Raw genomic sequence first — 13,960 nt, forward strand, 5'->3', positions numbered from 1 at the left:
CTGCTCTCCGTTTTATTGTCCTTGAGCGCCATTGCAAGACGGTCCACGTGCTCGCGTCACATCCGGCTCAAGGTATTAATGATGACTTAAATCGCAAATTCAGCGCTATTGTGGGCGCATGAGCGTGTCGGACGTAATTGTGGATTTCCGCATTGCGCAGAGGTTGCGCAAGATCAATCTTCAGGCGCCAGGCTGGAGCGCTGCTAGAAGAATTCCCCAACGGCAATATTTCGCCCCCCAGCCTGGCCTGGCTATCGCACCAAGGCCTTCACCACCGGCCACTGGCGGCGCGAAATGGGCAACCGCTCGTCGACGTCGCGCAGGATGACTTCCCACGATTCCTGCACCTTGTCCGGTTCACCGTCGCCATCGACCGCATGCGCACCGCGATTGACGCCAATGATTGCATTGCGCGCGACCAGCGCATTGCGGTGGACCCGGACAAAAATCGCGCCCAGGCTTTCTTCAATCGACACCAGCGATTCCTCGATCAGGTAGTCGCGCATTTTTGTGCGCAGCGTGACGTACTTCAGTTCCGCCTTCAGATACAACACGTCGGCCACCGGCACCAGCAACAGGCGATCGCGCTCCTGTACCGAAAAATACTGGCGTCCGGCCGGCAGCAGCGCAGTGTTCGCAGCAGTATTCACAACAGTATTGGCAGTCGTATTGTTAGCGGCCATTGAGCTTGAGGTCTGGCTCTGGGCTCGGCGTTCACCGGCGCGGGCGATTGCATCGTTCAGGCGGCTGGCGCGCACCGGCTTCAACAGATAGTCGAGCGCATGCACCTCGAATGCCTTCAGCGCGTAATGGTCGTAAGCGGTGATGAAAATGATGACGGGCGGGCCGGCCTGTTTCCCGATATGGGCCGCCAGCTCGATGCCGGTCATGCCGGGCATCTGCACATCAAGCAGCACGATATCCGGCGTCGTGGCGGCGATGCCGTCCAGCGCCGCTTGCGCGTTATCTGCTTCGCCGACCAGCTGATGCGGGCAGTCCGGCGCGATATCGGACAGCAGCATCCTGAGCCGGTCGCGCGCCGGCGTCTCGTCGTCCACGATGAATAGTCGCAAGGGATTCATACTATCGAGGTCGGGCCGCCGACCTTTACATAAGGAAAACGCAGACGCACTTCAAATTGGCCTTGTACGCTGCTCGCTGTCAGTTGTGCCTCGACATCGTACAACAACGCCAGCCGTTCACGGATATTCTGCAGCGCCATCTGGTTGCCGGCCAGTGCCGAGGATTCGCCATGCACTGGATTGGCGACCACGATTTCGATCCGGTCCAGCGAACGGCTCAGCTGAACCCGTATCAGTGCCGCTTCGCGCGACGGTTCAATGCCGTAGCGCACCGCATTTTCCAGCAATGGCTGCAGCATCAGCGCCGCGATCTGGGCCTTGGCGATCACCTCGTCGCTGATATTGGCGGTATCCCACTCTACCTGCAGCCGTGCGCCGAGCCGGATTTTTTCTATCGCCAGATACTGCTTGCACAGCCGAATTTCTTCGTCCAGTGTGGTCATGTTGCGCGTATCACGCATCAGGACCCGGAACAGGTCGGCCAGGTCTTCCAGCGTGGTCTCGGCGCGGCGTGGTTCGGTCCGGATCAGCGACAGCACCGCGTTCAGGCTATTGAAAAGAAAATGCGGGCGGATTCGCGCTTGCAACGCCTGCAAGCGCGCCTCGGACAAGGCCGGCGAAAATGCGCGCGCCCGCAATTCGAAATAATGCTGCAGCACCAGACCGAACAGGCTGGACACCACTACTCCTTCGGACACCGTCAGGTGCGTAAAACTCGTCGAAAACCAGTCAAAACCCGATAATAAATGAATCAGCAGCCCGGTCACGGTGGCAGGCACCAGCGCGCACAAGGCGCGCTGTGCCCACAGCGACAGTTTCGGTATCAGCTGCATCTGCAGCAGGCCGCGCCGGACGCCGCACAGCGCCACCAGCGACATCAGGCTGGCCAGCTCCAGCAGCATCGACGATTCGACGAAATCGATCAAACCGGCCAGCAAACCGCGGACATTCGTCAAGACCGCGGCCAATACCGCGACGTTGACCGCCAGCAGCGTGCGCAAAATCATGCCGATATTGCAGCAATCGGGAATGATGCAGTCGAACGGCAGTTTCTTGCGGTCGGCGGGGGGCAGCTTCATTTAATCGGCTTGTATCAATAGGTCATTAATGCTGAAGCGGTGCCGGGACGTTGGCCATGTTTTATAATCGTGCAATTCACAGGGATCCAATTATGACAGCACAACTCTCCAAAAAAGGCGAAGCCTGGTCGGCACGTTTCTCCGAACCGGTTTCCGATCTGGTCAAACGTTACACCGCGTCGGTCTTTTTCGACAAGCGGCTGGCGCCGTTCGACATCGAAGGCTCGCTGGCGCATGCCGAAATGCTGCAGGCGCAACACATCATCGATGCCCAGGATTATGCCGATATCCAGCGCGGCATGGAACAGATTCGCACGGAAATCGCGGACGGCAAGTTCGAATGGCTGCTCGATCTGGAAGATGTGCATCTGAATATCGAAAAACGCCTGACCGAACTGGTCGGCGACGCTGGCAAGCGGCTGCACACCGGCCGTTCGCGCAATGACCAGGTCGCGACCGACATCCGGCTGTATGTGCGTGCCGCCATCGACGACATCAACGGCCTGCTGCGGGATCTGCGGCTGGCGCTGGTCGATCTGGCCGAACAGCATGCCGACACCATCCTGCCCGGCTTCACCCATATGCAAGTGGCGCAGCCGATTACCTTCGGCCATCACATCCTGGCCTACGTCGAAATGTTCGGCCGCGATGCCGAACGCATGGCCGATTGCCGCAAACGCGTCAACCGCCTGCCGCTGGGTGCTGCCGCGCTGGCTGGCACCACCTTCCCGATCGATCGCGAACGCGTGGCCAAGACGCTCGGCTTCGACGACGTCTGCCACAACTCGCTGGATGCGGTATCGGACCGCGATTTCGCGATCGAATTTTGCGCTGCAGCGGCATTGGTGATGACGCATATTTCGCGCATGGCGGAAGAACTGGTGATCTGGATGAGCCCGCGCGTCGGCTTCATCGATATCGCCGACCGCTTCTGCACCGGTTCATCGATCATGCCGCAAAAGAAGAACCCCGATGTGCCGGAACTGGCGCGCGGCAAGACTGGCCGCGTCAACGGTCACCTGATCGCACTGCTGACCCTGATGAAGGGCCAACCGCTGGCCTACAACAAGGACAACCAGGAAGACAAGGAACCGCTGTTCGACACCGTCGACACGCTGACCGACACCTTGCGCATCTTCGCCGACATGGCCGGCGGCATCACGGTCAAGCCAGCCGCCATGCGCGATGCGGCGTTGCAGGGCTACGCCACGGCGACCGATCTGGCCGACTACCTGGTCAAGAAAGGCTTGCCGTTCCGCGACGCCCACGAGGCGGTCGCCCGTGCGGTGCGGGTCTGCGTCGACAAGGGTTGCGACCTGTCCGACCTGACGCTGGACGAGATGCACAAGTTTTCCGACCTGATCGAGCTCGATGTGTTTCAGGTGCTGACGCTGGAAGGATCGGTCGCGGCGCGCGACCATGTCGGCGGCACCGCGCCGAATCAGGTGCGAAAAGCGATTGCGCGGGTACGGGCGCAGCTCGGTTGATGTTTTGAGACATGGGGATTGAGGCGCGTCGGTGCGCGCCCGTCCCCAATGTAAAGTTCAACTCGATTGATACGCTAACGACACTGGGTCCCAGCGTGGCCGCAGGCCAGTTTATCCTGAGCTTGCCGAAGGGCTGGGACGACAGGATTCTAGGCGGATAACGGTGTGCGGCCTGTTGTCGATACTTTGGCGCTTGAGGGACTGCATTCATGCCGCGGCCTAACGGAACGCCGGTCAACTTAGGTAAATTCGCCGGAGAATAGACGTCAGTCAATTTGTGCGTAAATCAACACCAACGATCGACATTACCGGTTACCCACCCAGGTAAGCCTCAACCACCTTGGGATTACCCAGCAAATTGGCGCCGGTATCGGCCAGCACAATCTTCCCGTTTTCCAGCACATAACCGCGCTGCGCAATCCGCAGGGCCTGGCGCACATTCTGCTCGACCAGCAAGATCGTCAAGCCGGTCCGATTGATTTCGGTCAGGACCCGGAAGATTTCCTGCACCATCAGCGGCGCCAGCCCCATCGATGGCTCATCGAGCAACAACACGCGCGGTTTGGCCATCAGCGCGCGGCCGATGGCCAGCATCTGCTGCTCACCGCCGGACAGGTTGCCGGCAAAACCCGCAGCACGGTTTTTCAGTACCGGGAACAGCGTAAACACCCACTCCAGATCGCGCTCCACTTGCGCCTTGTCGGAGCGAACATAGGCGCCAAGGTCGAGGTTTTCCCGGACGCTGAGCGTGGTCAGAATGGCGCGTCCCTCCGCCACCTGCACTACGCCTTTTTGCACGATCCGGTGCGGCGGCAGTTTGCTGATGTCTTCGCCATCGAGCATGACCTGGCCGCGCACCGGCTTCAGCAAGCCTGAAATCGCCAGCAGCGAGGTGCTCTTGCCGGCGCCATTCGCGCCGACCAGGGCCGTGATTTCACCCTGGTTCAGCGCCAGGTCGATGCCTTTGACCGCCTCGATATGACCGTAGGACACGGCCAGATCGGTGATACGCAAAATCTCGCTCATGCCGCTTCTTCCTTGCCCAGATAGGCTTCGATCACTTCCGGATTGTTCTTGATCTGATCCGGTGATCCTTCGGCGATGATGCGGCCGAAATTGAGCACGGCGATCCTGTCGCACAATTCCATCACGAAGCGCATATCGTGTTCGATCAGGAAGATGCTGAAGCCGCGCTGCTTGATGTTGACGATCTCGGCCATCAATTCGGACTTTTCGGTCGAATTCATGCCTGCAACCGGCTCGTCCAGCAGCAGCAACTTCGGTTCGGTCGCCAGCGCGCGGGCAAATTCGAGCTTGCGCTGCTCACCGTAGGACAGGCTGTCGGCCAGCATGTGCGATTTGTGATCGAGCCGCAGCCACGACAGCAGTTCCAGCGCGCGTTCCCGCGCCTTGGCCTCCATGCGGCGGTACGACGGCAGATTCAGGACCGAACTGACGACGCTGTAATTAAGATGATCGTGCATGCCGACCACCACGTTTTCCAGCAGCGTCATTTCCTTGAAGACGCGGATATTCTGAAAGGTGCGCGCAATGCCGAGCTCGGTAATCCGGTGCGCCGGCACGTTGGCCAGATTCTGTCCGTTAAATTCGATGCCGCCGCCGGACGCACGCAACAAGCCGGTGACCAGATTGAATACGGTGGTTTTGCCGGCACCGTTCGGTCCGATCAGGCCGAAAATGCTGCCGTGCGGGACGGTGAAACTGACGTCCTGCAGCACCTGCAGACCGCCAAAATTCTTGCTGACTTTAGTGAGTTGCAACATCAGGCGATCTTTCCAGCTTTAGTGCGTTTCCAGAATGTGCGTATGCGGCGCGGATCCCACATGCCCTTGGGCAGATAAAGGATCACGAGAATCAGGATCAGCCCATTGACCGCCAAGCGGTATTGGTTCAGGCCGCGCAGCAGTTCCGGCAACAACGTCAGAACCGCGCCACCGAGCACCGGCCCGACCAGATTGCTGGTGCCGCCGAACACTGCCATGGTCAGGATGTCGACCGCATTCTCAAATGCATAATTATTGGCGCCGATGGTGAAGGTGTAATGCGCATTCAAGCCACCGGCCACACCTGCGATCACTGCGCCGAGCACGAAGGCCAGCAGCTTGTAGCGCGGAACGTTCACCCCCATCAGCCGCGCGGCCACCTCGTCGGCCTTGATCGCCTCGAACGCGCGACCGACCTTGGAGCGGCGCAGCCGCGCCAGCACGTAGAGGGTCAACAGCAGGATTAACAGGATATGCCACCACTCGGTCTTTTGCGGTATGCCGTTAATGCCCATCGGACCGCCGGTGATGTCCAGGTTCAGCACGATCACACGCACCACTTCGCCAAAGCCGAGAGTCGCCATGGCCAGATACACGCCGGACAGGCGCAGGGTCGGAATCCCGATCACCACCGCCACCAGCGCCGGCAACACGCCACCCGCGATCAGCGCCACCGGAAACGGCAGCCCGCTGTGCATCGTGATCATCGCCGCGGTATAAGCGCCGATGCCCATGAAGGCGGCATTCGCCAGCGACAGCAAGCCGCAAGACAGTGTCAGGTAAATCGACAGCGCCAGCATCGCGTTGACGCCGATGCTGAACACGACCGTGTTATATGTGGCCCAGAAGCCATCCCACCATTCCAACATGTCAGGCCTTTCTTTCGAGTACTTTGCCAAACATGCCCGAAGGCCTGACTAACAAAATCAGAAACAGTAATCCGAACGCGACCGCATCGCGAAAATCGCTGGACAGATAGGCCACCGTCAAGACCTCGGCAAAGCCGAGGAACAGGCCGCCGATCAGCGCGCCGCGAATGTCGCCCATGCCGCCCAGAATGATGACGGCGATGCCCTTGTGCAGCATCGGTTGCCCCATGAAAGGTGAAATCGCATTGAACGACAAGCCGACCAGCACGCCCGCCGCACCGCCTAGCGCCGCAGCGGCAAATGAGGTCAGATAGAACAAGCCTTCAACGTTGATGCCGAGCAGATAGGCCGCCTTCGGCGATTCGGCAATGGCGCGCAACGCCCGCCCCAGTTGGGTACGCCGCATCACGACCAGCAACACCATCATCAGCGCGAACGAAATGGCGACGATGCCGATCTGCACCGCGGTGACATGGACATTGCCCATAGTGATGCTTTGCTCGGGAATCGTGCCGGACGGGAAGCGTTTGTTTTCAGCGCCGAACAAACCCTGCGCCAGGTTGGTCAGCAGGATCGCAACGCCAATGGTGGCGATCATCGGCGTCAGATGGGGTGCATTGCGTGCACGCAGCGGCTTCAACACCAGATAGTCGACCAGCAGGCCGATCAGACCGGTCACGAGCATCGCCGCCAGCATGGCCAGCCAGAGCGGCATCGCCAATTTCTCTACCAGCAATAGTGCGGCGTAGCTACCCAGCATGAAGATCGCGCCATGCGACAGATTGATCACGCCCAGCACGCCGAACACCAGCGTGAAACCGAGAGCGAACAGCGCATAGACACTGCCCAGTGATAGCGCGTTGATAAGTTGTTGTTCAAGCATATTGGGTCATAAAAATCGCCGAAGCCCGGCAAATTTACCGGGCTTCGACGTCACAACATTACGAGAGAGTCGCGACCGGCAGATGTACAAAACCGCGGCTCGCGGCGCCAGGCTGGCACTGCAGGCGGCGCAATGATCAACCACCTGCATCTTTGCTGAGCTTACTTCAACAGCACGAACTTGCCACCCTTGGCGATATTGACGATGGCATCCTGCTGCGCGTCATAACCGGCTTCCTTGCCATCCTTGGCGGCGGCGCGGCGGAACGCGAATTTGCCGGTCGCGCCGTCAAATTTCACAGCAGGCAAGGCCTCACGCAGGGCTTGGCGATCCTTGTCCAGCGTGCCGGTGATGGTGACCTTTTGCAGCGCTGCGGTGACGATATGCATCGCGTCGTAGGCTTGAGCTGCAAACTGATCCGGATCGGCATTGAATTTCGCCTTGTAGGCGGCGATGAAGGCCTTGTTTGCAGCGGCCGAATTATCGGCCGACCATGGGCTGCCCATCACCGTATTGTCGGCGCCGTCCTTGGCGATTTCAAACAGCTTCGGCGAATTGAAGCCATTGCCGCCGATGAACGGCTGCTTCATGCCGAGCGTACGGGTCTGCAGGATGATGTTGGCCGCTTCTTCTGCCAGGCAGGAGCACACGATCGCGTCCGGATTGGAGGCCTTGATCTTGGTCAGCTGTGCCTTGAAGTCGACGTCGCCCTTGGCGTAGGTTTCGGTATTGGTCACCGCAATTTTTTGGGCGTCGAGCGTGGACTTGAAGACGTCATAGCCGTTCTTGGTGAACGCGTCATCGTTGCCGTAAATCACGGCGACTTTCTTGATGCCGAAATGCTTGATAGCAGCGCGCGTAGTGACGGGCAGCACGTCGGACTCCATCACCGAGTTGCGGAACGTATACGGGCCCATCGCGGTGATACCGTCGGCGGTATTGCTGGTGCCGAACACGACGACCTTGGCGGCATTGGCGATGGGGTCAGCGGCAAACGCCGAGTTCGACAAGGTCGGTCCGAATATCATCAGCACCTTGTCCTGGAAAATCAGTTTCTTGAAGACGTTGATCGCTTCTTCTTTTTTACCCTGCTCGTCATCGACCACCAGCGCCAGCTTGTTGCCGTTGACACCGCCCTTGGCATTGATTTCGTCGGCGGCAAGCGTGAAGCCGTTCTTGATCGCGACACCATACTTGGCGGCTGGTCCGGTCAATGCTTCGGCCACGCCGATCTTGAGGTCGGCCGCCAATGTTGCGCTGGCCAGGCCTGCGCTCAATAACAGGAAGGATAATTTTTTCAGACTGATTTTCATGTGCATTGTGTCCTCTGAGTCAAAAAAATGCTTGCCTTGAAACGGCAAGAATACCGTGGTTCGATGCGTCAAACCGAACAGCTTCCGGGGTCGACCAGCGTTATCACGCAGGGTGGCGGCAGCGGTCTGTCCTTCCGGGTGTCGGCAAATTCTCGTGCCGAAAGTATAAACAGAAAGAATCGCCCGGATTGGCTGGTAACGATCAGTAATTGTACTTAGCCGCGCCACCCGTCATGCAGTCGATCTGGTTTGAGTATTGGCATTGATTGCCGAGTATATTACACAACAGCAATAAATTAGCGCGCATCACTGTGGGCGGACCTGGAGTATATGGCGCCATCACGCCAATGCACGTCTCCGCATGACCTCAATGCTGCTGCGCCCCGCCCAGATAAGCCGCCCTCACCGCCGGATCGTTTTGCAGCTTCTCGGCCGGTCCGTGCACCGAGATGCGGCCGTTTTCCAGCACATAGCCGTAATCCGCCACTTGCAGCGCGGCCGCCGCAAACTGCTCGACCAACAGCATCGTGACGCCGTCCGCTTTCAGACGCGCGATGATGCGAAACACTTCTTCCACCAGAATTGGCGCGAGCCCCATCGACGGTTCGTCCAGCAGCACGACTTCCGGATTGAGCATCACCGCGCGTGCCATCGCCAGCATTTGCTGTTCGCCGCCGGACAGCGTGCCGGCCAGCTGGGTCTGGCGCTCTTTGAGCCGCGGGAACAGTTCCAGCGCGCGCTCCAGATCGTGCTTGATGTCGCCGCGTGGACGCGCGCCGATATAGCGCGGGAAGGCGCCGAGCAGCAAGTTGTCGGTCACGCTCATGGTCGCGAACACGCGCCGCCCTTCTGGCGAGTGCGCCAGCCCTGCGCGCGCGATGCGGTGCGAATCGAGGCCGGTAACATCCTTGCCGCCCAGCGTCACGGTGCCTGATTTCGGCTTCAACATGCCGGAAATGGCCCGCATCGTGGTGGTCTTGCCGGCACCATTGGAGCCGATCAGCGTCACCACCTTGCCTTTCGGCACATCCAGAGATATCCCATGCAGCACTTCGACCTTGCCATAGGCGGCGTACAAATTGGAAATATTCAACATGTCAGGCCCCCGCTGTGGTTGAGGTGATGGCGGCGATCGCATCGCCGGCCTCGCCGCCGAGATAGGCCTCGATCACTTTCGGATCAGCCTGCACTGCCGCGGGCTTGCCTTCGGCGATTTTCTGGCCAAAATCGAGCACCGTCACGGTATCGGAAATCGACATGACCACGTCCATATGATGTTCGATCAGGATGATCGTGATGCCGTGCTGGCGGATCTTGCGGATGATCGCAACCAGTTCGACGATGTCGGGCGCGGTCAGGCCCGCTGCCGGTTCGTCCAGCAATAACAGGTTCGGATTCAGACCGAGCGCACGGCCGATTTCCAGCAAACGTTGCTTGCCGTAAGGCAGGTTGCGTGCCTCTTCCTCGGCCAGGCTGGCGAGTCCGACGAACTGAAGGATGCTGGCGGCGCGAACGCGGGCCCGCTGCTCCTCGTCTCGATAACGACGAGTGTGCAGCATCACGTCCCACACAGTACTCTTGAACGTGTGGTGCAGGCCGACCAGCACGTTTTCAGTCGCGCTCATTTCGCCGAACAGCTGCACGTTCTGGAAGGTGCGTGCAACGCCGCCCAGCGCGATTGCCGACGGCGTGCGTCCTGAAATGCGTTGACCGTTGAATTCGACGGCGCCGGCGGTCGGCTGGTAGATGCCGGTCAGCACGTTCATCATCGTGCTCTTGCCGGAACCGTTCGGTCCGATCAGTCCGTGGATTGAACCGGCAACGACAGTCAGGTCGACCTGGTTTAACGCCTTCAGCCCGCCAAACTGCATCAGCACCTGCTGTACCTTCAGCAGGTCGCCGCTGGTGGCCAGGCCTTGCTCGGGCGCGGCCCACGCACGCGCCGCATCGCCATGCTCGATCGGCATGGCGGCGGTGGCCGCGATGCGCTTGCCGAACATGCTGCGCAGAAAACCGACGATGCCGTCCTGCAGGTAATACACGACGAATAGCGTCATCAGCCCAAATATCGTTAAGCGCCAGTCAGTGATGTTTTCCAACCGATACGAGAACACGGCCATGCCGACCGTCGCGATCACCGGTACCACCACCTGGTTCAGGCTCTTGCTTTTCTTGGCCAGCAAGAAAACGTTGACCGCGACCGTGACCACCGCGGCGGTCGTCGCGATCTTGCGGAACAGCTCGATATCCGACAGCAAGCTCGGCAGCATCACCACGATCAGGGCGCCGACCAGCGCGCCGCTGCGGGTCTTGCGTCCGCCCATGATGACCGCCAGCAGGAACAGGATCGTCAGTTCAAAGTTGTAGGTATTCGGTGAAATATACTCTTCCGAATAGGCATACAGGCCGCCCGCCAGACCCGCCAGCGCGGCGCTGATCACGAACGCATACACCTTGTAGCGATACACCGAGACGCCCATGCAATCGGACGCGACCGGGCTGTCACGCAGGGCCTGGAATGCGCGTCCCAGATGCGACCGGACGATCCGATGCACCACGATCAAGGACAACACCATCAGCACCACGATGAAATAGAAAAATTCGAACTTGTCGAATTTATGGCCGAACAGCGATGGTTTGGCCACCTTGATGCCGAGCGGTCCCTCGGTCAAGAAGGTCATTTCATTGATCAGGATCTGGATGATGGTCCCGAACGCGAGCGTCACCATCGCTAGATAAGGCCCTGTCACGCGCAGCGCCGGCAGCGCCAGGATCGCGCCGAATATTGCAGTAACCGCGATACTGGCCGGCAGCGCGATCAGGAACGGCAGTCCGAGCTTGATGTACAGCACACCGGTGGTGTACGAACCGATCCCGAACAGGCCTGCATGTCCGAGCGAGACCTGACCGGTGTAACCGACCACGATATCGAGCCCGAACAGCAGGATCGCGTAGATCAGGATGGTTTCGACCAGATGGATGTAATACGAATTCTGGACGAAGAGCGGGAACAACAGCAACGCCGCGAGCCCGAGCAAGCCCGGCAGATAATTTTTGAGTTTCATCGGTCAGACCTTTTTGATCGCAGTTTTGCCGAACAGGCCGGCCGGCTTGACCGCCAAAACCAGTAACAGCAGCAGCAGGCCCGGCACTTCCTTGTAGCCGGTCGATATGTAAAAACCGGTCATCGTTTCCGCAACGCCGAGGATCAGGCCGCCGACGATTGCACCCATGCCTGAAGTCAGGCCGCCGATGATCGCGACCGCGAATGCCTTCAGTCCGAGCGCGGACCCCATGGTGGCACCGGTCAGCGTCAGCGGTGCCACCAGCACGCCGGCAAACGCGGCGGTGGCGGACGACAATGCGTACGAAAACGTGATGACCAGACTGGTGTTGATCCCCATCAGGCCGGCGGCATCGCGGTCGTTCGAGGTCGCCACCACCGCCTTGCCGTAAATCGACTTGCGGTTGAAGATTTCCACCGCCAGCATGATCGCCAACGCGCCCAGCACCACCACCACCTGCATCGGCTGGACGTTGGCGCCGAACACCTGGAATGGTGTCGACGACAATGGCGACGGGAAAGTCAGATCGTCCTTGCCCCAGATGTTTTCCGCGACGTTCTTGAAGATGATGGCCAGCGCGATGGTCGACATGATCCAGCCGAATTCCGACTTGATCTTGATCGCCGGCCGCACGCCGATCCGCTCGACTACCATGCCCTGCAGCGCGCCGAACACGATCACGATCGGGATCATCAACCAGTAATTCAGATACGGGCCACCGTGGATATTGCCGACCAGGCTAAGGCCGACCAGCGCGCCCAGCATCAGCGCTTCGCCCTGACCAAAATTGAGGGTGCCGGAAGTGGCAAACGTGAGTTGGTAGCCGAACGCGATCACCGCGTAGATCATGCCGAGCGCGATACCGCTGATCATCAGTTGTAGCAGGATTTCCATTATTTCACCCGAGTGACGACGCCACTTTACCGTTGCCGGTAACAAGCGGTTCCAAGAAAAAGGCCAGTCCTCGCATCGCTAGGACTGGCCCGATTTGTAGCTATGCCGATGGCAAGTTCAACGCCATGCTGACCCGCAAGGTATCCGCCGCGCTTACTTGGCCAGAACGACGCGCCCACCCTTGGCTTCGCCCATTACGGCCATGCCCGGTTTGATGGCTTCGTGGTCGTCATGGCTAAATGGCTTGTTGTAGGTGGTGACGACACCCTCGACCTTCTCGTGCAGGTTCTCGAGCGCTTCACGGATCTTTGGTCCGTCGGTCGAGCCAGCCTGCTTGATCGCGGCTGCCAGCAGATAGACCGAATCGTAACCCTGTGCCGCTGACACGGGAGACGGCATACGGTCGACCTTGTAGGTCTTCTGATAGGCCTCGATGAAGGCCTTGCGTTTTGGCGTATTGCCGTCCTGGATGAAGGTCTGCGGCATCAATGCGCCGTCGCCATTCTTGCCTGCGTTATCGATGAAGTTGCCCATCGACAAAGTCCAGCTGCCGATCATCGGCACCTTCCAGTTGAGTTTTTCCATGCCGTTGGCGATCTGCGCCAGTTCCGGTCCGATACCGTAGGTCAGCACGGCCTGGGCACCGGCCTGCTTGGCCTTCAGCAGCTGCGGCGTCATGTCGACGTCCTTCAGGTTGTATTTCTCGACCGCCACCGGCTTGATGCCTTTCGCGCCCAGGGTCTTTTCCAGGTCCTCGCGTCCGAGCTGGCCATAATTGGTCGAATCCGCCAGGATCGCGACCTTGGTGAATTTACGCTTGTTGATGGCTTCGTCGACGATCATCGCGGACTGGATCGTGTCGTTGGCCGAGGTGCGGAAGATGTAGTTATCCTTGTGCTCCGGCGGTAAAAACTGCTTGGTGACGATGCTGCCGGTGGCGACGTTATTGATGACCGGGATCTTGGCTTCCTGGTAGAAGCGCTGCGACGCCAGCGCCACGCCGGTATTGATATAACCGACGGTGGCGACGACATTTTCCTTGTTGATCAGTTCTTGCGTGACCTGAACACCGCGCTCGTTCTTGGCTTCTTCGTCGCGTTCGATCAGTTGCAGCTGGCGTCCCAGCACGCCACCCTTGGCATTGATTTCGCTGACGGCCAGCTTGACACCATCGCGCATCGACACGCCCATCGGTGCCGAACCGCCGGTAAATGGGCCGGATACGCCGATCTTGATTGTCTCAGCAGCAAAACCTGCCGCGGACAAGCTCAGCAATGCGGTCGCAATAGTCAAGGCCATCGATTTCATCTTGAAATTCATTTCATCTCCTGACACAGGGTTATGCCGTGATATCGGCACGAATAATATTTGACGAATAAAGCGAACTGGTGCGAATTGGGGCTGGAACATTGATGCCGCAAACGATATTAAGTGCTGCTTCCCCATCTGGCAAGACCGCATCGCGCCGGCTACGTAGAATTACTTAAGTGCCGGCGACCGCACG

At 59.3% G+C, this 13,960-nt stretch carries 12 protein-coding genes; 1 reads left to right on the top strand and 11 read right to left on the bottom strand.

Annotated elements, in window-relative coordinates:
• Positions 1–251: 251 nt before the first annotated feature.
• Positions 252–1,082 (bottom strand): LytR/AlgR family response regulator transcription factor, encoded by an 831-nt coding sequence (locus ACFOFO_RS17020; RefSeq protein WP_390325518.1) that lies wholly within the window; start codon positions 1,080–1,082, stop codon positions 252–254.
• Positions 1,079–2,161, bottom strand: coding sequence for a sensor histidine kinase (locus tag ACFOFO_RS17025; RefSeq protein ID WP_390325519.1), 1,083 nt, complete (start codon positions 2,159–2,161; stop codon positions 1,079–1,081). The genes ACFOFO_RS17020 and ACFOFO_RS17025 overlap by 4 nt, the downstream gene beginning before the upstream one ends.
• A gap of 92 nt (positions 2,162–2,253) precedes the next feature.
• Between ACFOFO_RS17025 and argH the strand changes: the two genes are divergently transcribed.
• Complete coding sequence (gene argH / locus ACFOFO_RS17030; RefSeq protein ID WP_390332133.1) at positions 2,254–3,648, top strand: argininosuccinate lyase; 1,395 nt, start codon at positions 2,254–2,256, stop codon at positions 3,646–3,648.
• Positions 3,649–3,960: 312 nt separating this feature from the next.
• Here argH and ACFOFO_RS17035 read toward each other — a convergent pair whose 3' ends face one another.
• From ACFOFO_RS17035 to ACFOFO_RS17075, 9 genes are all read right to left on the bottom strand, one after another.
• Entirely contained in the window at positions 3,961–4,674 is a 714-nt protein-coding gene (locus tag ACFOFO_RS17035; protein ID WP_390325521.1) for an ABC transporter ATP-binding protein, read from the bottom strand.
• Complete coding sequence (locus tag ACFOFO_RS17040; protein WP_390325524.1) at positions 4,671–5,432, bottom strand: ABC transporter ATP-binding protein; 762 nt, start codon at positions 5,430–5,432, stop codon at positions 4,671–4,673. The genes ACFOFO_RS17035 and ACFOFO_RS17040 overlap by 4 nt, the downstream gene beginning before the upstream one ends.
• Positions 5,432–6,298: a branched-chain amino acid ABC transporter permease gene (locus tag ACFOFO_RS17045; protein WP_390328154.1), complete on the bottom strand. Its 867-nt coding sequence runs from the start codon at positions 6,296–6,298 to the stop codon at positions 5,432–5,434. Before ACFOFO_RS17045 ends, ACFOFO_RS17040 begins: the two co-directional genes overlap by 1 nt.
• A gap of 4 nt (positions 6,299–6,302) precedes the next feature.
• On the bottom strand, positions 6,303–7,184 hold the full coding sequence (locus ACFOFO_RS17050; protein WP_390325525.1) for a branched-chain amino acid ABC transporter permease: 882 nt from the start codon (positions 7,182–7,184) through the stop codon (positions 6,303–6,305).
• 161 nt (positions 7,185–7,345) lie between these two features.
• Positions 7,346–8,497: an ABC transporter substrate-binding protein gene (locus ACFOFO_RS17055; RefSeq protein ID WP_390328156.1), complete on the bottom strand. Its 1,152-nt coding sequence runs from the start codon at positions 8,495–8,497 to the stop codon at positions 7,346–7,348.
• A 367-nt stretch (positions 8,498–8,864) separates the two neighbouring features.
• Positions 8,865–9,593 carry an ABC transporter ATP-binding protein gene (locus ACFOFO_RS17060; protein WP_390325527.1) on the bottom strand — a complete coding sequence of 243 codons (729 nt, stop codon included), beginning with the start codon at positions 9,591–9,593 and terminating at the stop codon, positions 8,865–8,867.
• 1 nt (position 9,594) lies between these two features.
• The gene (locus ACFOFO_RS17065) at positions 9,595–11,562 is read right to left on the bottom strand and encodes a branched-chain amino acid ABC transporter ATP-binding protein/permease (RefSeq protein WP_390325528.1); all 1,968 of its coding nucleotides are present in this window, start codon (positions 11,560–11,562) and stop codon (positions 9,595–9,597) included.
• A gap of 3 nt (positions 11,563–11,565) precedes the next feature.
• On the bottom strand, positions 11,566–12,456 hold the full coding sequence (locus ACFOFO_RS17070; RefSeq protein WP_390325531.1) for a branched-chain amino acid ABC transporter permease: 891 nt from the start codon (positions 12,454–12,456) through the stop codon (positions 11,566–11,568).
• A 153-nt stretch (positions 12,457–12,609) separates the two neighbouring features.
• Positions 12,610–13,776 (bottom strand): ABC transporter substrate-binding protein, encoded by a 1,167-nt coding sequence (locus ACFOFO_RS17075; RefSeq protein WP_390332135.1) that lies wholly within the window; start codon positions 13,774–13,776, stop codon positions 12,610–12,612.
• Positions 13,777–13,960 lie beyond the last annotated feature (184 nt).

The organism is Pseudundibacterium arcticum, assembly GCF_042646465.1.
Taxonomy (GTDB): domain Bacteria; phylum Pseudomonadota; class Gammaproteobacteria; order Burkholderiales; family Burkholderiaceae_D; genus Undibacterium_A; species Undibacterium_A arcticum.

Bases quoted from the DNA above. Each gene is read 5' to 3' on its own strand.
- ACFOFO_RS17035 (WP_390325521.1), bottom strand. From the start codon at position 4,674: ATGAGCGAGATTTTGCGTATCACCGATCTGGCCGTGTCCTACGGTCAT.
- ACFOFO_RS17055 (WP_390328156.1), bottom strand. From the start codon at position 8,497: ATGAAAATCAGTCTGAAAAAATTATCCTTCCTGTTATTGAGCGCAGGC.
- ACFOFO_RS17075 (WP_390332135.1), bottom strand. From the start codon at position 13,776: ATGAATTTCAAGATGAAATCGATGGCCTTGACTATTGCGACCGCATTG.
- ACFOFO_RS17060 (WP_390325527.1), bottom strand. From the start codon at position 9,593: ATGTTGAATATTTCCAATTTGTACGCCGCCTATGGCAAGGTCGAAGTG.
- ACFOFO_RS17025 (WP_390325519.1), bottom strand. From the start codon at position 2,161: ATGAAGCTGCCCCCCGCCGACCGCAAGAAACTGCCGTTCGACTGCATC.
- ACFOFO_RS17050 (WP_390325525.1), bottom strand. From the start codon at position 7,184: ATGCTTGAACAACAACTTATCAACGCGCTATCACTGGGCAGTGTCTAT.
- argH (WP_390332133.1), top strand. From the start codon at position 2,254: ATGACAGCACAACTCTCCAAAAAAGGCGAAGCCTGGTCGGCACGTTTC.
- ACFOFO_RS17065 (WP_390325528.1), bottom strand. From the start codon at position 11,562: ATGAAACTCAAAAATTATCTGCCGGGCTTGCTCGGGCTCGCGGCGTTG.
- ACFOFO_RS17020 (WP_390325518.1), bottom strand. From the start codon at position 1,082: ATGAATCCCTTGCGACTATTCATCGTGGACGACGAGACGCCGGCGCGC.
- ACFOFO_RS17070 (WP_390325531.1), bottom strand. From the start codon at position 12,456: ATGGAAATCCTGCTACAACTGATGATCAGCGGTATCGCGCTCGGCATG.
- ACFOFO_RS17040 (WP_390325524.1), bottom strand. From the start codon at position 5,432: ATGTTGCAACTCACTAAAGTCAGCAAGAATTTTGGCGGTCTGCAGGTG.